Raw genomic sequence first — 19,705 nt, 5'->3', positions numbered from 1 at the left:
TCTCGTCAACGCGAGCATTTTGGATTATCAGCGAGGGTCAAGATTCGTCTCACCCGCGGTGGCGCCAAGAAGCGCCCCTTCTATCAGATCGTCGTGACCGACATTCGCAAGGCGCGTGATGGCGGCTGCATCGAGCGACTGGGCTTCTTCAACCCCTGCGCGACCGGTGGTGAGACCCGTCTGCGCCTTGATCGCGCGCGCGCTCAGCACTGGCTCGAGCAGGGCGCGCAGCCGTCAGAGCGCGTCGCCAAGCTGATTAAGGACGCTGCCAAAGAGGCCGAGTCGGCCGTCGCAGCCTAACTCGGGCATCGGATACGGCGAATATCGGCGGCCAATAGGCCATGGCTGATGGCGCCGACAGCTCGGGTGCTGCGGCAACCAAGACCGTCGTCCTCGGGCGCATTCTTGGCGTCTATGGCGTACGCGGATGGCTGAAGGTCTTTTCGGAGACAAACCCGCTGGAGAATATCTTCAGCTACGCACCTTGGCTGATCGACGGCGTAGAGCGGGAGGTCGTTGCTTGGCGGCGCCACGGTAAGGGTCTTGTAGCCCAGTTGGAGGGCTATGATGATCGCGATCAAGCGCGCGCCCTGAGTGGGAAGACGATTGCTGTTCGGCGTGACCAGCTGCCACCACCGTCGGCCGATGAGCTGTACTGGGTCGATCTGCAAGGGCTGAGGGTCGAGACACGAGAGGGTGTGCCGCTCGGTCAGGTGACTCATCTGATCGAGACGGGGTCCAACGATGTCATGGTCGTGCGAGGAGAGCGCGAGCGCCTCGTACCCTTTGTCTGGGGACAATTCGTGCTCGATGTCGACTTCGATACGGGTCGTGTGCTGGTCGACTGGGACCCGGAGTTCTAATGCGCGACCGGCTCGGCTGGTTGGGGCGCTCGCTGGAGGCCTGGCAAGCATTCTGCCAAGGACGGTCGTTGTGATCGAGCAGATGCGATGCGCTTTGATGTCATTACCCTGTTCCCGGCCCAGTTCGCCGCGCTGACCGAAGAGGGCGTGGTCGCGCGGGCGCTGCAGCGGCGGATCGCCAGCATCCACCTGCGCACGCCACGCGATTACACGACCGATGCGCATCGCACCGTGGACGATCGCCCTTATGGTGGCGGCCCTGGCATGGTCATGCGCTATAAGCCGCTGCGGGCAGCGATCGAGGCTGCTCAGGCTGAGGCTGCGAGCGAGGGTGTAGAGAGTCGCGTCGCCTATCTGTCACCACAGGGCGAGCGCCTTGATCAGAGACGCATCGAGCGGATCAGCGCCGCGCCTGGCTGGGTGCTGGTCGCCGGTCGCTACGAGGGTGTCGACGAGCGCCTCATCGAGGATTGTGTCGACGAGGAGTGGTCCGTTGGCGATTACGTGCTCAGTGGTGGCGAGCTCGCGGCGATGGTGGTGATGGATGCGGTGATCCGGCTCTTGCCGGGCGCGCTCGGGCATGCGGATTCGGCTCGCCAGGATTCGTATTCCACCGGGCTCTTGGACTGTCCGCACTACACCCGGCCGGAGCGTATCGGCGACAAGGGCGTGCCAACGGTGCTGCTGAGCGGCGACCATCAGGCGATTGAGCGTTGGCGATTGCAGCAAGCCTTGGGCCGCACTTGGCAGCGGCGCCCCGAGCTACTGCAACGGCGAGGTATGAGCGAGGTCGAGCAGCAGCTGCTCGATGACTATCTTCGGGAGGCGGCACGGTTGCAGCCGCGCGTCGGATCGGAACAGAGTGAGTAACAACATGAGCAATATCATCCAGCAAATCGAGCAAGAGCAGATGCGTCCCTCGGTGCCGGCGTTCGCCCCGGGCGATACCGTTGTGGTGCAGGTACGGGTCAAAGAGGGCGATCGGGAGCGTCTGCAGGCCTTCGAGGGCATCTGCATTGCCAAGCGCAACCGCGGCCTGAACTCGGCCTTTACCGTGCGTAAGATGTCGCACGGCGAGGGCGTGGAGCGGGTGTTCCAAACCCATAGCCCCGCCATCGCCGATATCAAGGTCAAGCGCCGTGGCGATGTGCGTCGCGCCAAGCTCTACTACCTGCGTGGCTTGACCGGCAAGGCTGCCCGCATCAAAGAGAAGGTCTGAGCCGCGTCTTGTGCCGATGACCGCATGGACCAGGCTCCTGGCGGCGGTCATTGATGGCTGTGCGCGACCGCCGGTGCTGGTGCTGATCTTGATGGGTCGCCACTAACGATGGCGGCAACCTGCTACTGGTACGACTACGAGACCTGGGGCAACGATCCAGCCTTGGATCGCCCCTGCCAGTTCGCCGGCCTGCGGACCGATACCGAGCTGAACGAGCTCGGCCAGCCCTTGGTGCTATTCGCACGACCGGCGACAGACCTACTGCCGCAACCTGAGGCCTGTTTAGTCACTGGGATCACGCCGGATCAAGCACTTTCACAAGGCATCCCAGAGGCGGAGTTCGCACGCGCAATCCAACAGACCCTCGCGGCCCCAGGCACCTGCTCTGTGGGCTACAACAGCCTGCGCTTTGACGATCGCGTCAACAACTGGCTGTTCTACCGAAACCTGCTCGAGCCCTACGCTCATGCTTGGCAGCACGGGAACTCGCGCTGGGATCTGATCGATGTGTTGCGTCTGGCGCACGCGCTGCGACCCCAGGGTCTGTGCTGGCCCGAGCGGGAGCCCGGGGTGACCTCATTCAAGCTCGAGGACCTAACAGCAGCTAACGCGGTCGAGCATCTCGGCGCCCATGATGCGCTCGCCGACGTGCGTGCGACCCTGGCCATGGCGCGACGACTCAAGGCTGCACAGCCGAGGCTGTTCGACTACGCCTTGAAGCTGCGCGACAAGGCCTTTGTAACGGAGTTATTGGCCTCTGGTGAGCCGCTGCTGCATGCCTCGCAGCGCTATCCTGCGGCGCTCGGCTGCCTCGCACCCGTCATCAAGGTGGCCGCGCACCCGACTCAGAAGAACCTGGCAATCTGCTTCGATCTGCGCCAGGACCCGACGCAGATCCTGGATCTGACGCCAGAAGAGCTTCATCAGCGTCTGTTTTCGCGTCGGGACGATCGATCGGATGGACTCGAGCGGTTGCCGGTTAAGGGTGTGAAGGCCAACGCTGCGCCCATGCTGGCGCCAATGAAGACGCTGACCGCGGAGATGGCGGAGCGTTGGCAGATCGATCCTGGGCAGGTCGCCGCCCACGCGGGGCGCGCTCGAAAGCATCGGCGCGAGATCGGCGAGCGCCTGGAGCAGGCATTCTCAAGCGAGCCTCGCTGGCCAGAAACCACTGATCCAGAACAGATGCTCTACAGTGGGGGCTTCTTCTCGGATCGGGATCGACGATTGATGGACGAGCTCGGGTGTCTGAGCCCGTCTGAGCTTGCCGAGACGGAGCCACACTTCGAGGATGCACGCCTGCCGACGCTGCTGTTTCGGATGCGGGCGCGTAGCTGGCCCGAGACGCTGACTGAGAGCGAGCGCGAAGACTGGGACGCATGGCGCTTCGAGCGCCTGACCGATTCTGGTGCCGGCGCCTCAATCACGATCGACGCCTACGAGGCCAAGCTGCTCAGCCTGCGTGCCGAGCGTCGTGGCGATCCGAGCGCGCTCGCCGTCATCGACCGCCTCGAAGATTGGGGCGAGCAGGTGATGACGGCTGAGGAGATTTGAGGTCATCTTGGGTCTTTAGATGGTTGCGGGGTCCGTCAGGATTGTTTATCCTAGGCGGTCTATCTTTTTACGACGACTCGCTTGGAGCGACCGCCATGACAACCCAAAGCGCAAAGCCGGCTGAAGTTCGGCGGGCTTGGTACTTGATTGATGCCGAGGGCAAAACGCTTGGTCGGCTTGCCAGCGAGTGCGCGCGCCGACTGCGCGGCAAGCATAAGCCGACCTACACACCCCACGTCGATACCGGTGACTATCTGGTTATCGTCAACGCCGAAAAGGTGCGGGTGACCGGCAACAAGATGACCGACAAGATGTATTATCGGCACACTGGTTACATCGGCAACCTGCGCTCGGCCAGTCTGGAGCAGATGCTGGATAAGCACCCCGAGCGGGTCATTCAGTTCGCCGTCAAGGGCATGCTTCCGCGCAACCCGCTTGGCCGTGCGATGATCAAGAAGATGAAGGTCTTCGCGGGGCCCGAGCATCGTCACGCTGCACAGCAGCCCCAGCCGCTTGAGATCTAGCACCTCGCGCTGGAGCGTCTCGCTGGAATGCCTATGAATCAGGCGCTAAGTCAACTTGCCACCCGTTTTTCGGAAACCAGACTCTCGGAAACCTGAACCATGGAAAAACAGTACGCCACAGGGCGTCGCAAAAGCTCTTCGGCGCGCGTGTTCCTGAGCACGGGCTCCGGGCAGATCAACGTCAATGGTCGCTCGCTTGACGACTACTTTGGTCGCGAGACGGCGCGGATGCTCGTCCGACAGGCGCTCGAAGCGGTCGACATGGTCGATCGGATCGATATCAACGCGACCGTCGTCGGCGGTGGCTCGAGCGGACAAGCCGGCGCCATCCGTCATGGCATCGCCCGCGCGCTGGTTGAGCACGACGAGCGCTTGCGCTCGCCGCTGCGCCGCGCCGGGTTCCTGACCCGTGATGCACGTGAGGTCGAGCGTAAGAAGGTCGGCTTGCACAAGGCACGTAAGCGTCCCCAGTTCTCAAAGCGTTAATCGATGCGTTAGCATCTGTAACGGTGAGCTTGGATCGAGACATCGATTTGCTCACAGCCCGTTCTTGGGGGATCGTCTAGCGGCAGGACTACGGACTCTGACTCCGTCAACCTAGGTTCGAATCCTAGTCCCCCAGCCATCTTAAGCCCGCCGCGATGCGGGCTTTGCTATGTCTGGCTGAAAAGAAAATGCCCAGCATGAAGCTGGGCATGGAGAGACGTCGCTGAATCGGTCATTTGCTAGAGGCGGCCTTTGCCACGCCTCTAGGCGACCTCTGGGTGTTCGCGTTTAGCCTTCAAAATTCTTGGCAACAAAGTCCCAGTTGATCTTGTCCCAGATGGCTTCGAGATACTTCGGCCGCGCGTTGCGGTAGTCGACGTAGTAGGCGTGCTCCCAGACGTCGACGGTCAGCAGCGCGGTCTTGCCCTCGGTCATCGGCGTGCCGGCGTTGGAGGTATTCATGATCTCGACGCTGCCGTCGCTATTCTTGACCAGCCAGGTCCAGCCGGAGCCGAAATTGGTGGCTGCAGACTGGCTGAACTGCTTCTTGAATTCGTCGAAGCTGCCGAACTTCGCGCTGATCGCGTCAGCAAGCGCACCGCCGGGCTCGCCGCCGCCGTTTGGGCTCAGGCAGTTCCAATAGAAGGTATGGTTCCAGACCTGTGCGGCGTTGTTGAAGACACCACCGCTTGACGACTTGATGATCTCCTCGAGTGACTTGCCCTCGAACTCGGTGCCAGGCACCAGGTTGTTGAGGTTGTTGACGTAGGTCTGATGATGCTTGCCGTAGTGGTACTCGATGGTCTCGGCCGAGATGACCGGTTCGAGTGCGTTCTTCTCGTACGGGAGTGCTGGAAGCTCGTGTGCCATACTGACTCTCCTGGCTGTGTTGCTAGGTTGGTTGTTGGGGTCGGTTGTTGGGGTCGCTTGTTAGAAGTCGGTCACGAATGGGCTTGCGACGAAAACGTAGGCCCGAGCTGGGGGATATCAAGGAACGAATTCTAATGACGGAGATAACGAGCTGATGTGTGGCATCTGCGGGGAGCTGTCTTTTGACGGTCTGGCAGCGGACCTGGGCGCGATCGCCCGGATGATGGAGCGTTTGCAATCGCGCGGCCCAGATCACGGCGGAAGCTACAGCGATGGGGCGGTTGCGCTGGGGCATCGGCGGCTGTCCATCATCGATCTCTCGGCGCGCTCGAATCAGCCAATGGTCGATCAGGCACTTGGCCTCGCGCTGGTCTTTAACGGCACCATCTACAACCATCCCGAGCTGCGCCGAGAGCTGCGTGACAAGGGCTATAGCTTCTTCTCGGACGGCGATACCGAGGTGATCCTCAAGGCCTGGCATGCCTGGGGTGAAGGCTGCGTTGAGCGGCTGCACGGGATGTTCGCGCTCGCGATCTGGGATACCAATCGGCGCCAGCTCTTCCTGGCCCGCGATCGCTTCGGGATCAAGCCGCTCTATTGGGGCGAGGCCAAGGGTAGGCTGCGCTTCGCCTCGACGACCCAGGCGCTGGTTGCCGCTGGCGGGGTCGGTGCTGGGATCGACCCCGTGGCCTTGCACAACCTCTTTACGTTGCACGCGGTGGTGCCGGCGCCGCGCACCATACTGAGCGACATTCGCAGGCTGCCGCCCGCGCACTGGCTGCGCATCGACGCCGATGGTCGCCGCACCGAGCAGCGCTACTGGCAGTTGGAGGCGACCCGGGGCGGCAGCGGGTCCGGGCTGCCAACGAGCGATGACGAGTGGGTCGAGGCCATCCATGATGCGCTTGAGGCGGCGGTGCGCAAGCGCCGCGAGATCGCCGATGTGCCGGTCGGCGTGCTGCTCTCCGGCGGGCTCGACTCCAGTCTGCTGGTCGCGCTGCTAGCCGAGCACGGTGTCGGCGACCTGCATACCTTCTCGGTGGGTTTTGAAGACACGCCGGAGGAGGCTGGCAGCGAGTTCGGCTACTCGGACCAGGTCGTCGCCCACTTCGGCACCCACCATCATCGTTTCCGAGTACCGAACGACGAGGTGTTGCGACGTTTGCCCGAAGCGGTCGATGCGATGACCGAGCCGATGTTCGGCCAGGACGCGATCGCGTTCTATCTGCTCGCCGAACAGGTCTCGCGCGAGATCAAGGTGGTGCAATCCGGCCAGGGCGCCGATGAGGTCTTCGGCGGCTACTTCTGGTATCCGCGCATTGCCGCCGAGACCGAGGGTGATCCAGTCGATCGTGTGCGTCGCCACTACTTCGATCGTGATCATGATGAATACCTGCAGATGGTCGCGCCTGCCTATGCTGGGCCGGATCATACCGGCGCCTATGTCGCCGAACGGCTCGCGGAGCCCGGTGCCGATGAGGTCATCGATGCGGTGTTGAGGCTGGATGTGACCACACTGATCGTCGATGATCCGGTGAAGCGGGTCGACAACATGACCATGGCCTGGGGCTTGGAGGCACGGGTGCCGTTCCTTGATCATCAATTGGTCGAGCTTGCAGCGCGTTGCCCGCCGGCACTGAGATTGCGCGAGGGAGGTAAGTATCCACTTAAGGCGATCGCGCGCGGTCGACTACCGGATGCGGTGATCGATCGGCCCAAGGGGTATTTCCCGATGCCTGCGCTCAAGTACGTCCGCGGAGCCTTCCTCGACTTCATGCGCGACATCCTCAACTCGCAGGCCTGCCGCGAGCGGGGGCTCTACCGCCGCGAGTACATCGAGCGGCTACTGGCGGCGCCTGATCAGCATCACACCCGCATCCAGGGCAGCAAGCTCTGGCATGTGGCGCTGCTCGAGTACTGGCTGCAGCGCCAAATCGATGGGCGCTAGTGGTTTGAAGACGCTAGCGGCTTCGCATGGCGCAAGCGGTGATGACTTGATAAGCCTGATGGCTATCCCGACCTTCGCCAGACCCATCACCCAGTATTCCACGAGGTATTGCAATGGATGTCATCGAGCGTATCGATCAGCAGGTCAAGGGTCACCCAGTCGTCATCTACATGAAAGGAACACCGCAGATGCCTCAATGCGGGTTCTCGATGCGCGCGGCGCAGGCACTCGGTGATACGGGGGTCTCGTTCGCCTATGTGAATGTGCTCCAAGATCCCGAGATCTTCGAGAACTTGCCGCGCTATGCGGACTGGCCCACGTTCCCTCAGATCTATGTCGATGGTGAGCTTGTCGGTGGTTGCGATATCACCCTCGAGCTGGCAGCGAGCGGTGAACTCAAGACCATGATGGAAGCGGCGGCAGCGAAACAGGAGCAACCAGCCGGCTGAGCGCCCTCAACTGCCCTGAAGCGACCTGGATTGCACGAGCAGGCTGCGCAACGGCTGTCGTCAGAATTCCGGCTCCAGGCTGTTCTCTGACTGCGCTGGTGATCGCGAATGACCCCGTCATGCCCCCCTGAGCGGGGGCACTTGCTTCAGGGGCCGGTGGCGGTACGCCAGCGATTGACAATCTCGCAAAAGAGTCGCGCTGTCTGCTCTGCATCATAGATTGCCGAATGGGCAGCACTGTTGTCCCAGCCGAGCCCAGCGGCCTGGGCGGCCTTTGCGAGTACCGTCTGTCCGTAAGCGAGGCCGGCTAGAGATACCGTGTCGAACACGCTGAAGGCATGGAAGGGGTTTCGCTTGTAATCGTTGCGCTCCACGGCGGCCTTAACGAAGCCGAGGTCAAAATGGGCGTTGTGTCCGACCAAGATCGCGCGATTGCAGCCATGCGACGCGACAGACTTGCGGATCGGGTCCAACACCTTTCGCAGGGCGTCGCGCTCGGCGAGCGCGTCACGGAAGGGGTGGTCTGGGTCGATCTTATTGAATGCAAGTGCGCTCTGATCAAGCTCCGAGCCGAGAAAGGGCAGCACATGGCACGCGTGGGTTGCGCCCGGCACCAGGCAGCCCTCGGCGTCCATTCGAATCATGACAGCAGCAATCTCGAGCAAGGCATGGCGCTGTGGATCAAAGCCAGCCGTCTCGACGTCGACAACCACTGGTAAGAAGCCACGGAAGCGAGCTGCAATCCCTTTCGGAGCGGAGATTTGGTCTGTGCTTTCCATACCGGCAGCATAAGAGTGTTGCGGGCAAAAGCCAAACGACGATCATGGCGCTACAGACGCGTCGGTGTGAGAAGATCGGTGTCGGTGGGTGCAGATGGCAGTCGGCGATCGTACGGTCCGTGATTGGGGGCGCTGGATGAGTAAGAGATCGAGATGCCTGCATGCCCTTGTGCTTCTCTGCGTCGTTTTCGTTGCTGAAGCTGTCGCCGCGCCTTGCTGCGAGCGCGGCCTGCTATTCCGTCTTGACCAGCAAGGGAGCGGCCACAAGCCGAGCTGGCTGTTCGGCACCATCCACAGCGATGACCCCCGTGTGACACAGCTGCCGGAGCCCGTGCTCGATGCGTTCGACCGAGCAACGGTGGTGGTGCTGGAGGTCGTCCCGGATGCCGCGATGCTGGAAGCAGCCCGCGCCGCGATGCTGCTTGGCCCAGATGAGCACCTTGAGGAGATCTTGCCTCCAGTGCTGTACCGTGACATTCTCGCGGCGCTCGGTGAGCGAGGGATGCCCGCGAAGGTGGCCGAGCGGCTCCAGCCCTGGGCGGTCTTGCTGGTCCTTAGCATGCCGCCAGCAAGTGCTGGCGCGGTGCTTGATGTCGCGCTCTATCAACGGGCGCTGGATGCGGGGAAGCCTGTTCAGGGGCTTGAGACCCTTGCTGAGCAGCTGTCGGTGTTTCAGACCCTGAGCCGCGAAGATCAGGTCGCGCTGCTTGATGCGACACTGCGCGAGCGACAACAGCTGCCCAAGATCTTTGCGTCATTGCTCAATGCCTATTTGGCGCGAGACCTCGATGCCTTGATGCAGCTCGGGCAGACCCTGGCTGCCGGCGGCCCGGAGCTTGAGGCGCGCCTGCATGAGGCGCTGATCGACGATCGTAATCAACGCATGTTTGAAAGGTTGAGTCCAGTCATGCGGCAAGGGGGACGTTTCATCGCAGTGGGCGCGCTGCATCTGCCTGGCCCCGGTGGTTTGTTGGAGCGCCTGCAGGCGGCAGGTGTCGAGGTCAGTCGCGTTTACTGATCAGCAGCTGCGCCGGAACGCTGTGCTAACATCCGCCTGGGGTATCGCGGCGCATGATGAGATGCGGGAGTCCAGTCTATGCACAAAGCGCAGCTGCGCGTCTTCTTTCTGGTGCTCTTCACTGCCTTGCTGATTGGCGGATGTAGCTCAATTCCCAAGGAGCAGCGTGATCCGCGTGACCCTTGGCAGCCCTATAACCGAGCAATGTTCAGGTTCAACACGGACTTCGACAACGCCTTCTTCAAGCCGGCGGCGCAGGGCTATCAGGCGATCACCCCGGAGCCGGTAAATCACGGCATCACGAATTTCTTCAACAACGTTGCGGATGTGACCTCCGCGGTCAACAACGTGCTTCAGTTCAAGCTCTCGCGCGCTGGCACCGATGTTGGGCGTGTGCTCGTTAACACCACAGTCGGGCTCGTTGGCTTCATCGATGTCGCCACGAACATGGGAATCCCGAGCTACAAAGAGGACTTCGGTCAGACGCTAGGGTATTGGGGCTTCGGTGACGGTCCGTATTTTGTGATGCCGATCTTGGGGCCGAGCTCGGTGCGCGACACCTTTGGCTTTGCGGGTGACGTGCTGATCGATCCCTTCTTCAGCTTGCAGAAAGACGAGATCTATTGGGGCTTTGTGGTGCTGCGCGCGATTGATACTCGGGCTGGATTGCTTGCGGCGGGCGATCTGGTCGATGAGGCTGCGCTAGACCGCTACGCCTTCGTCCGAGATGCCTATCTACAACGACGCCGTAACCTGGTGCACGACGGCAATCCGCCTGCGGACCAGGACGATGATCTGTTCTGGGATGAGGACGTCATTGATCAGTAGTCTGATCGAGCGGACCTAGCGCGCGCCTATCCCGACCAGAGCCGAATAAGAGTCAGGGGACTTCTAGGCTACTGGCGATCCTGCATGTACCGGCTATACTGTCTTTATTGACAGTCCATGGGTGGTGCGAACGTCTTGTCAGCCTATGCAGAGCTGAACTGCTGGTCGAGCTTCAGCTTCTTGTCGTCGGCCTCGCATCCTGAAGAGTTGGTGGAGCAGGCGGCGCGGCTCGGGTATCGGGCGCTTGCGCTTACCGATGAATGCTCTCTGGCTGGTGTTGTTCGGGCCCATGAGGCAGCCACAGCGATCGGATTTCCGCTCTTAATTGGCAGCGAGCTGCAGGTCGATTCTGGCCCTCGTCTGATCCTGTTGGCAGCCGATGCCGAAGGCTATGGGCAGCTCTCTGCGCTGATCTCGGTTGCTCGACGGCGTGCGCCGAAAGGGCGCTATCGGCTGCTGCCGCAGGATCTGGAGGCGGGCTTGCCTGGGTGCTTGGCGATTTGGGCTGCCGACTCGGATTTTGGCGCCGATTCAGGCCCCGATTCAGGCGCCCAGACGGGCATCAACGCCAATCACGGACCTGTCTTGGCCAATGGACAATGGTTAAGCGAACGCTTCTCCGGTCGTTGCTGGATCGGTGTTGCGCTACACCGAGCAGGTGATGATGCGGCTCGGCTGCGTCGGTTCGAAGCCCTAGGCCGAGATTTGGGGCTGCCGTTGGTTGCAATCGGAGCGGTGCGGATGCATCGGCCCGAGCGCGCTCGATTGCTAGACGTGCTGCAAGCGATTCGTGCCGGCAAGGTTGTCGCCCATGGTGCAGCACAGCGCCAGAATCAGGAAGGACATCTGCGCTCGCTAGCCCAGCTTCGCCGCTTCTATCCGCCGGCGCTGCTCAATGAGACCCTGGTGGTTGCTGCGCGCTGTCGTTTTTCTCTCGATCAACTGCGCTACCGGTATCCTGAAGAACTCGTCCCGGCGGGCGAGACCCCAGATGCCTATCTACGGCGGATGACCTTTGCTGAGGCGCAGCAGCGGCGTTGGCCGCAGGGAATGCCCGAGCGATTCCGGGTGCGCGCCGAGTATGAGCTTAGGCTGATCGCGGAACTGGGTTATGCGCCCTATTTCCTCACCGTCTTCGATATCGTGCGCTTCGCGCGCCGCCGCGGCATCCTGTGTCAGGGACGGGGCTCGGCGGCCAACTCGGTGGTGTGCTATTGCCTGGGCATTACCGAGGTCGATCCGGCGCTGACAGCGATGTTGTTCGAGCGCTTCATCTCGCGCGAGCGTGGTGAGCCGCCTGATATCGACGTCGACTTTGAGCATCAGCGCCGTGAGGAGGTGATCCAGTATCTCTACACCAAGTATGGCCGCGAGCGCGCCGCGCTGGCGGCAACCCTGATTCGCTATCGACCCAAGAGTGCGGTGCGGGACGTTGGCAAAGCGCTCGGCTTTTCGCTTGATCAGGTCGAGCGCCTAGCGCGCAATATCAACTGGTGGGATGGGCAGCAGGTCGCAAACGAGCGTTTACGCGAGGTCGGCCTGGACCCACAGCAGCCACAGGTTATCTTATTGATGCAGCTAACCGATGAGCTGGTCGGTTTTCCGCGCCACCTGTCTCAGCATGTCGGTGGTTTCGTGATCTCAAACGGCCCGCTGACAGAGCTGGTTCCGATCGAGAATGCGGCGATGGATGGGCGCAGCGTGATCCAATGGGATAAGGACGATCTGGACGCGATGGGTATCCTGAAGATCGACTGTCTTGCGCTCGGGATCTTGAGCGCCATTCGTCGCTCGCTGGCCTTGATCAATGCGTTTCGCGGCACAGCCCTTGAGGTTGCCTCGATCCCGCAAGAAGACCCCTTGGTGTATCAGATGATTCAGCGTGGGGAGACCACTGGCGTGTTTCAGATCGAATCGCGCGCTCAGATGGCGATGCTGCCGCGCCTGAAGCCTCGCTGCTTCTATGATTTGGTGATCGAGGTCGCGATCGTGCGACCGGGGCCAATCCAAGGCGATATGGTGCACCCTTATCTGCGCCGTCGTCAGGGGCTAGAGCCGGTCAGCTATCCATCCGCTGAGGTTGAGTCAGTACTAGGACGGACCTTAGGCGTGCCGATCTTCCAAGAGCAGGTGATCCAGGTGGCGATGGTAGCGGCGGGTTTTGATCCGGGTGAGGCGGATCAGGTGCGTCGCTCAATGGCGGCCTGGCGACGCCGTGGCGGTCTGGAGCCGTTCCGTGATCGGCTAATCAGCGGCATGATCAGCCGCGGATACCCGCGGGCCTTCGCCGAGCAGATCTATCATCAGATCCTCGGTTTTGGTGACTATGGCTTCCCCGAGTCGCATGCTGCCAGCTTCGCCCTGCTGGTGTACTGCACAGCCTGGCTGAAATGCCATGAGCCGGCGGCCTTCTTTGCCGCGCTGATCAACAGCCAGCCGATGGGTTTCTATGCGCCGGCGCAATTGATTCGGGAGGCTCGGCGCCAAGGTGTGGAGGTCCGCCCGGTCGATGTTGGCGACAGTGACTGGGATTGCACCCTGGAGCCTGGCAGACGCGGTGAGCCAGCACTGCGGCTCGGACTGAGGCTAGTGAAGGGACTGTCGGCCGAGGGTGCACAGCGACTATGCGCAGTCAGGAAGGCGCTGCGCGCTGACCGTCCTGTGAAGCGAGCGTCGGTGCAGAACCTTGCTGGACGACGCCGACCTTCGCCCTGGGCATCGCTTGCTGATCTGCGGCAGCGAGCAGCGCTTAACCGACGCGATCTCAAAGCACTGGCGGCGGCTGATGCCTTGGCTGCATTGGTGGGTAACCGCCATCAGGCAGGCTGGCAGGCAGCCTCGAGGTCCGAGCCGCTGCCATTGTTCCCCGATTCAGGAGACGAAAGCGTTTTGCCCTTGTTAGCGCCGCCCAAGGAAGGGGCGTCAATTGTCGCCGATTATGCGAGTCTTGGGCTGAGCCTCAGGCGGCATCCACTTGCGCTCTTGCGCGAGCGGCTAACGGCCTTGCGGCTTCTGACGGCAGAGGCAGTGCAGCGGGTTAAGCCGGGTGCCCAAGTTCGGGTTGCGGGGCTAGCGATCACTCGTCAGCGACCAGCGTCCGCGAACGAGGTCACCTTCGTGACACTCGAGGACGAAACCGGTCAGATGAATCTAGTGATCTGGAAACGGATCGCAGTGCGTCGACGTGCGACACTATTGCAGGCACGGCTGCTCGGTGCGGTCGGAGAGGTTCAGCGTGAGCATGACGTGACCCATATCGTCGTCAGCGATCTGATCGACTACTCATCGATGCTTGGTGGCCTCGTTGTCCAGGCGCGTGATTTTCACTGATGATCAGCTGCTTGCCAAGCTTGACCAATAAGCTGATCGCTGCTGCTCGGCAAGCAGTTGATCGACTTAGCTTGAGCTGCTACTCGAGCTCGACGACTTCTTTCCACCCTTGCCTCGACAATAACCATTGACCTGCACGCCATCCTTGCGCTTGTAACTATCTACCCAAGTACAGGCGTCCTGGCGTTCGCATGCAGACTTTTCCATTCCTTTGCATTCGACTGCGAGCACTGCTTGGGATGACAGGGTCAGTGCTCCCATTATCGCCAGAATTCCCACTGAAGTGATTGACCGCGCAGACTTTTTCATCAGGTCGAACTCCTCTCTATCCAATGATTCAAACGCTTAACGGCGGTTTGAGAACGGGTTTAGCGGTGGCCATTGGTGACCACGCAGCCGAGCTTACAGAGCAACCCCTTGCGTGCGCAACTCATTATTGACTCATCAATCAGCAATTCACCGAGCTCCTGTTGAGCGTGCGGTCCGTGTTGCTGGTGCTCCGGAAAGGCCATCGCATCACCGATTGGCCCTTGCTGCCTGGTGGTCGGCAGCCATCCAATGGTCACTTCAGTGCCGGAAGTCTTGGCGCGACGAGCTGGACATCGCCGCCAGGATGCCGGGTCCGATGAGCGAGCGGGTGCCGTTCGGGAAGGATCTGGCAAGCGGTTGGAGATCGACTCAGCCGGCGTGTTGGTGCGCGAGCTTGAGGTAGGTCTGGTGCAGTTGCTCGACTTGGGCCTTTAGGTCATGCGGCTCGCCGCTGTTGTCGATGATGTCGTCAGCGGCATCGAGGCGCGCCGCGCGGCTGACTTGGCTGGCCATGATGCGCTGAGTCTCGTTGGGCTCGAGTCCACTGCGCGCCTGCACCCGGCTGATCTGCATGGCTTCCGGCAGGTCGACGACCAGGACCCTATCGACCAATGACTGTTGCCCGGTCTCCAGCAGCAGCGGGATCATCAGCAGCGCATACGGGCTGCCAATGGCAGCGGCCTCGGCAAACATTCGCGCGCGGATCAAGGGATGCAGAATGCCCTCCAAGCGGCGACGTGCGGTATCGTCGGAGAAGACACGTTGCCGCATTTGAGCGCGATCGAGTGCGCCTGTCGTATCGATCATCTCCGCGCCGAACGCGCTGGCGATTGCCGGCAGCGCATCACCATCGGGTCCGGTCAAGCGGTGCGAGATCGCGTCGGCATCGCTGACTGTCACGCCGAGATGGGCGAACTCTGCAGCAACGGTGCTCTTGCCGCTGCCGATCCCACCTGTGAGTCCGACACGATAGGTCATTGTCTAATGCAGGCTGTCATGCGGGCTAGCGAAGGGCTGATCGCGGAGCACGTCGCCGCATTAGGCGAGGCCGGCCCAGCTCAGATACGCACCGGTGATGGCCTCACCCCAGAGCAGGCTGATCCAGCCGGCGATGGCGAGGAAGGGGCCATAGGGAATCGGTTGGCCGGCCTGCTGCCGGCCACTGGCGATCAGCACTAAGCCGACGATCGCGCCTGGAAGCGACGATAACAGAATCACCTGAGGTACCGCTTGCCAGCCAAGCCAAGCACCAAAGAGGGCCAGCAGCTTGAAGTCGCCGCGCCCCATCCCTTCCTTGCCGGTCGCGAGCCGAAATCCTTGGAACACCAGCCATAACAGCAAGTAGCCTGAAGCGGCGCCGAGGATCGCCGAGCTGGGATCGGTGAAGACTCCACCGAGACTCAATAGCAGCCCAAGCCAGAGCAATGGCAGGGTCAGGCTGTCTGGCAAGAGTTGCGTGTCGAGGTCGATGACTGCAAGTGCGATCAGCCCCCAGGTCAGGATCAGAGCGGCGAGCGCCGCGATCGTTGGGCCGAGCTGCCAAACCACGACGACCGATAGCACGGCAGTGAGTAGCTCGACCAGCGGATAACGGATCGAGATCCTGGTCTTGCAGGTACGGCAGCGGCCGCGCAGGTGCAGCCAGCTCAGGATCGGGATGTTATCCAGGGCTCTAATCGCGGTGCCACAAGCTGGGCAGTGCGAGCCCGGTCGGGCTAGACCAAGCCGCGGTCCTGCGGCCTCTGATGTCGGTGGACCTTGCCTTGGGAGCTCAGCGCTTGGGGTCTGGGCGCTTGCTGTGGCTGCATCCTGCTGCACCCCGGCGGCCGGCGTCTCAGTGGCCAGAAGCTCGGCGCACTCCTCGCGCCATTCCTGCTCCATGATCCGAGGAAGGCGTAAGATCAGAACGTTGAGAAAGCTACCGACGGCGAGACCGAACAGCATGACGCTGAGATAGAGCAGCGCCGGCGCCTGCTCGAAGGCGCTGATGATCTCACTCACTTGGATTGGCTCCTGGTAAATTCGCTTGGTCAGGCATCTGGCTTAGGCGTCGTCATCAGACGACAGCCGCAAGCTTAAAGATTGGCAGATACATTGCGATCACCAGGCTACCGACGAGGCCGCCGATCACCACCATAATGAGCGGCTCTAGTAGGCTGCTCAGCGCATCGACGGCATTGTCGACCTGCTCCTCATAGAAGTCAGCCACCTTGGCCAGCATTGCGTCCAAGGCACCCGACTCTTCCCCGATGGCTGTCATCTGGATCACCATGTGCGGGAATAGACTGGCCTGGCGCATCGCCAGCTGCAGGCTTTGGCCAGTGGCCACTTCCTCCCGCATCTTTCTGACCGCATCGGCATAGACGACATTACCGGTCGCCCCCGAGACCGAGTCCAGCGCGTCCACCAGCGGCACGCCAGCGGCGAACATGGTCGAGAGGGTCCGTGCGAACCGTGCGACGGCAGCCTTGTGCAGGATGGGGCCAATGACTGGCAACCTGAGCGAGAGGCGGTCGACCGCGTCGCGGAATGCCTTCGAGCGCTTGAATGCGGCGATGACGGCATAGACCAGCGCGGCGATCCCTGCGGCCATTAGCCACCAGAACTCGCGCATGAAGTCGGAGATGGCAATCACCAATAGCGTGAAGCCGGGCAGGTCGGCGCCAAAGCTCGAGAACAGCTCTTTGAATTGCGGGATCACGAACAGCATGATCACCACAGTGACGACGATCGCGACCAGGATAACGGCCGCTGGGTAGAACATCGCCTTCTTGATCTTGCCCTTGATCGACTCGGTCTTCTCCTTGTAAGTCGCGATCTTGTCCAGTAGGACGTCGAGCACGCCTGCTTGCTCGCCAGCCGCGACCAGGTTGCAGACGAGATCATCAAAATAGGCAGGAAATTTACGCAGCGCAGCGGCCATGCTGGTGCCGCTCTCGATATCCGCCTTGATCGTGAGCAGCAGCTCTTGCATCGACGGGTTGTCATGTCCGCGACCGACAATATCGAAGGACTGCACCAGTGGCACGCCAGAGGCCATCATGGTTGCGAGCTGGCGGCTGAAGACGCTGATATCGGCCGCCGTGATCTTCTTCTTGCCGCTGCCGAAGAGTGGCTGCGGCTTCTTGCGGACCTTGAGTGGATTGACGCCTTGGCGACGCAGATCGGCACGCGCCAAGGCCATACTGGCCGCGTGAAGATCACCTTTGACCTTTTGTCCGCGACGATCAATACCCTCCCAAAGAAACTCGGGTGGTCGCTTTTCCCGTATCTTCTGTTTCGCCGCGGGGCTGGCCATCCTGACTACTCTTTGGTAACCCGGTTGATCTCGCGGAGGCTGGTGATGCCTTCCTTGACGCGTCTTAGCCCCGATTGGCGCAAGGTCAAAAAGCCCTCTTTCTCGGCCTGCGCGGCGAGATGGAGCGCATTGCCGCCTTCCATGATCAGACGCCCCATGGTCTCGGAGACCTCGATGACTTGGAAGATGCCGACGCGGCCCTTGTAGCCCTCGGTGCAATGCTCGCAGCCGACTGGCCTGTAGAGCTTGAGCCCTTCAGCGATCTCCTGCTCGGTAAAGCCCTCTTCAAGCAATGCAGGCTCAGGCAGTGCTTCTTCGGTACGGCAGCGCGGGCAAAGCCGCCTGGCGAGCCGCTGAGCCATGATCACCAAGACCGACGAAGCGATATTGAATGGGGCGACGCCCATGTTGGCAAGCCGGGTCAGGGATTGCGGCGCATCATTGGTATGCAGCGTCGAGAGCACGAGATGGCCAGTCTGTGCTGCCTTGACAGCGATCTCTGCGGTCTCAAGGTCTCGGATCTCGCCCACCATCACGATGTCTGGGTCTTGTCGCAAGAATGCGCGCAAGGCCGAGGCGAAGATCAGCCCGGTCTTCGGGTTCATGTTGACCTGGTTGATGCCAGGCACCTGGATCTCAACCGGATCTTCAACGGTGGAGATGTTGACCCCGGTCTGATTCAGGATGTTCAGCGCCGAGTAGAGCGTGACCGTCTTACCTGAGCCGGTGGGACCGGTCACCAGGATCATGCCGTAAGGCTTCTCGATTGCGCGCAGGAAGATCTGACGCTGTCGCTCGTCCATGCCGAGCTGCTCGATACCCACCTTCGCGGCACCGGAATCCAGGATTCGAAGGACGATCTTCTCTCCATAGAGGGTTGGCAAGGTATTGACGCGGAAATCGATATCACGCGATTGCCCGAGCTTGAGCTTGATGCGTCCGTCTTGCGGAACGCGCTTCTCGGCGATGTTCATCCGCGACATGACCTTGAGTCGCGCGATCAGGCGAGCTGAGATCGTGAGCGGTGGGGTTGCGATCTCACGCAACACGCCATCTTGGCGGAAGCGAATGCGAAAATAGTGCTCGTAGGGCTCGAAATGAATGTCTGATGCCGAGGCATTGATCGCGTCGATCAGGATCTTGTTCACATAGCGTACGACCGGCGCATCATCGACGTTTGCGTCAACCGCCGCTTGGTTGTCTTCGTCGTCGCCAACTGCGACCTCTTCCAGATCTGCGTTGGCCAGATCCGATATCGTCGTATCCTGCGCCTCGAGGATCTGATGGATCGCCGTGGTGAGCTTGTCGTCCTCGGCGAGGACAGCGCTTGCAGCCATGCCTGTGTTGAACCGGATCTCATCCAAGGCCCGGTCATTCGTTGGGTCGGAGACGGCGACGAACAGGCGGTTACCGCGGCGGAATAACGGGAGTGCACGATGCTTGCGGACCAGACGCGAATCGACCAGGTCCATTGGTACATTGAGCAGGTCTACGGCAAGCAGATCGACTAATGGGACACCAAACTCCTCGGCGGCGGCAACGGCGATGCTATAGCTATCAAGGATCTTCTGCTCGACCAAATATTGGACGAAGGGCTGGCGTCGGCCAGTGGCCTCAGTCTGTGCTGTCTGCGCTCGCTTCTCCGTTAATAGCCCGTCCTGCACCAAACGACGTGCTAGCCCGGCTGGATGTATCGTCGACGCTTCGGTGGCCACGGCGTATCCGCTCTGTCTGTATCCGGTCGCGGTCAACGGCTGATATTGAAGGCAAGTCTCACGTTGTTGGCAACCAGTCCATTGTCCTTCTGATCGCTCTCGTTGAGGTAAAACTCAAAGATCGTCTCACGGTTCATCAGCATCTCCTCTGTCACCTCCTCAGCGACCTCATTGGCATGGCAGAAGACACTCTCGTAGGGCGATTCCGGCTCGCGCGGATCGGTGATCCAGAGATCGGGGGAGATATGCTTGATGAAGCGCAAGAAGCCGTAGCCCTTGTCCGGAAACCATGTGGTACAGACGCCGCGCACGCAGGAGCCTGATTTGCCCCACTCATTGCGTGCCTCGTAGGAGACCGGTAGGAGATCGGGGATCAGGAAGCCGGGCCAGAAGGCATCGACCTCCTGCTGGAGGGCGCGTGAGACGTTCTTGAAGCCGATCAGCTCGACGCGGCAGCCACGGTTCTGCAGGGCCTCGACGACCTGCAAGAAATCGCCGTCGCCGGTGACCAGAAT

General features: G+C 61.3%; 19 protein-coding genes and 1 tRNA gene. 13 read left to right on the top strand and 7 right to left on the bottom strand.

Annotated elements, in window-relative coordinates; genetic code table 11:
* Window positions 1–42: 42 nt before the first annotated feature.
* The 8 genes from rpsP (at window position 43) to ACY693_RS03500 (ending at window position 4,785) form a co-directional block, all read left to right on the top strand.
* The gene (gene rpsP, locus ACY693_RS03535; protein WP_462320452.1) at window positions 43–300 is read left to right on the top strand and encodes a 30S ribosomal protein S16; all 258 of its coding nucleotides are present in this window, start codon (window positions 43–45) and stop codon (window positions 298–300) included.
* Window positions 301–341: 41 nt separating this feature from the next.
* Window positions 342–863, top strand: a complete 522-nt coding sequence (gene rimM, locus ACY693_RS03530; protein WP_462320450.1) for a ribosome maturation factor RimM — start codon at window positions 342–344, stop codon at window positions 861–863.
* Window positions 864–950: 87 nt separating this feature from the next.
* Window positions 951–1,733: a tRNA (guanosine(37)-N1)-methyltransferase TrmD gene (trmD, locus tag ACY693_RS03525; protein ID WP_462320449.1), complete on the top strand. Its 783-nt coding sequence runs from the start codon at window positions 951–953 to the stop codon at window positions 1,731–1,733.
* Between the two features lie 4 nt (window positions 1,734–1,737).
* Entirely contained in the window at window positions 1,738–2,082 is a 345-nt protein-coding gene (gene rplS / locus ACY693_RS03520) for a 50S ribosomal protein L19 (protein ID WP_462320448.1), read from the top strand.
* A gap of 108 nt (window positions 2,083–2,190) precedes the next feature.
* Window positions 2,191–3,636 (top strand): exodeoxyribonuclease I, encoded by a 1,446-nt coding sequence (sbcB, locus tag ACY693_RS03515; protein ID WP_462320447.1) that lies wholly within the window; start codon window positions 2,191–2,193, stop codon window positions 3,634–3,636.
* Window positions 3,637–3,731: 95 nt separating this feature from the next.
* Window positions 3,732–4,160: a 50S ribosomal protein L13 gene (gene rplM / locus ACY693_RS03510; protein WP_462320446.1), complete on the top strand. Its 429-nt coding sequence runs from the start codon at window positions 3,732–3,734 to the stop codon at window positions 4,158–4,160.
* Between the two features lie 99 nt (window positions 4,161–4,259).
* Window positions 4,260–4,646 carry a 30S ribosomal protein S9 gene (rpsI, locus tag ACY693_RS03505; protein ID WP_462320445.1) on the top strand — a complete coding sequence of 129 codons (387 nt, stop codon included), beginning with the start codon at window positions 4,260–4,262 and terminating at the stop codon, window positions 4,644–4,646.
* 65 nt (window positions 4,647–4,711) lie between these two features.
* Window positions 4,712–4,785, top strand: a tRNA-Gln gene (locus ACY693_RS03500).
* Window positions 4,786–4,934: 149 nt separating this feature from the next.
* Here ACY693_RS03500 and sodB read toward each other — a convergent pair.
* Window positions 4,935–5,516, bottom strand: a complete 582-nt coding sequence (gene sodB, locus ACY693_RS03495) for a superoxide dismutase [Fe] (RefSeq protein ID WP_462320444.1) — start codon at window positions 5,514–5,516, stop codon at window positions 4,935–4,937.
* A 154-nt stretch (window positions 5,517–5,670) separates the two neighbouring features.
* Between sodB and ACY693_RS03490 the strand changes: the two genes are divergently transcribed.
* Both ACY693_RS03490 and grxD read left to right on the top strand, forming a co-directional pair.
* Window positions 5,671–7,464, top strand: coding sequence for an N-acetylglutaminylglutamine amidotransferase (locus ACY693_RS03490; RefSeq protein WP_462320443.1), 1,794 nt, complete (start codon window positions 5,671–5,673; stop codon window positions 7,462–7,464).
* A gap of 113 nt (window positions 7,465–7,577) precedes the next feature.
* Entirely contained in the window at window positions 7,578–7,913 is a 336-nt protein-coding gene (grxD, locus tag ACY693_RS03485) for a Grx4 family monothiol glutaredoxin (RefSeq protein ID WP_462320442.1), read from the top strand.
* A 146-nt stretch (window positions 7,914–8,059) separates the two neighbouring features.
* Here grxD and rnt read toward each other — a convergent pair whose 3' ends face one another.
* Entirely contained in the window at window positions 8,060–8,692 is a 633-nt protein-coding gene (gene rnt / locus ACY693_RS03480; protein WP_462320441.1) for a ribonuclease T, read from the bottom strand.
* 136 nt (window positions 8,693–8,828) lie between these two features.
* Between rnt and ACY693_RS03475 the strand changes: the two genes are divergently transcribed.
* The 3 genes from ACY693_RS03475 to ACY693_RS03465 all read left to right on the top strand — a co-directional run bounded on the left by ACY693_RS03475 (window position 8,829) and on the right by ACY693_RS03465 (window position 13,868).
* On the top strand, window positions 8,829–9,710 hold the full coding sequence (locus ACY693_RS03475) for a TraB/GumN family protein (protein WP_462320440.1): 882 nt from the start codon (window positions 8,829–8,831) through the stop codon (window positions 9,708–9,710).
* 78 nt (window positions 9,711–9,788) lie between these two features.
* Window positions 9,789–10,538, top strand: coding sequence for an MlaA family lipoprotein (locus ACY693_RS03470; RefSeq protein ID WP_462320439.1), 750 nt, complete (start codon window positions 9,789–9,791; stop codon window positions 10,536–10,538).
* Between the two features lie 117 nt (window positions 10,539–10,655).
* Window positions 10,656–13,868 (top strand): error-prone DNA polymerase, encoded by a 3,213-nt coding sequence (locus ACY693_RS03465; protein ID WP_462320438.1) that lies wholly within the window; start codon window positions 10,656–10,658, stop codon window positions 13,866–13,868.
* 678 nt (window positions 13,869–14,546) lie between these two features.
* Here ACY693_RS03465 and coaE read toward each other — a convergent pair.
* The 5 genes from coaE to ACY693_RS03440 all read right to left on the bottom strand — a co-directional run.
* Window positions 14,547–15,155, bottom strand: a complete 609-nt coding sequence (gene coaE, locus ACY693_RS03460) for a dephospho-CoA kinase (RefSeq protein WP_462320437.1) — start codon at window positions 15,153–15,155, stop codon at window positions 14,547–14,549.
* Window positions 15,156–15,215: 60 nt separating this feature from the next.
* On the bottom strand, window positions 15,216–16,184 hold the full coding sequence (locus ACY693_RS03455) for a prepilin peptidase (protein WP_462320451.1): 969 nt from the start codon (window positions 16,182–16,184) through the stop codon (window positions 15,216–15,218).
* Window positions 16,185–16,233: 49 nt separating this feature from the next.
* Window positions 16,234–17,475 (bottom strand): type II secretion system F family protein, encoded by a 1,242-nt coding sequence (locus tag ACY693_RS03450; RefSeq protein ID WP_462320436.1) that lies wholly within the window; start codon window positions 17,473–17,475, stop codon window positions 16,234–16,236.
* Between the two features lie 5 nt (window positions 17,476–17,480).
* Window positions 17,481–19,190, bottom strand: a complete 1,710-nt coding sequence (gene pilB / locus ACY693_RS03445) for a type IV-A pilus assembly ATPase PilB (protein WP_462320435.1) — start codon at window positions 19,188–19,190, stop codon at window positions 17,481–17,483.
* 32 nt (window positions 19,191–19,222) lie between these two features.
* Window positions 19,223–19,705, bottom strand: a 483-nt coding sequence (locus ACY693_RS03440; RefSeq protein WP_462320434.1) for an NYN domain-containing protein, incomplete at its 5' end; no start/stop codon positions are given.

This window comes from Halochromatium sp. (genome assembly GCF_054919635.1).
This window is presented reverse-complemented; position numbering and strand designations above follow the sequence as displayed.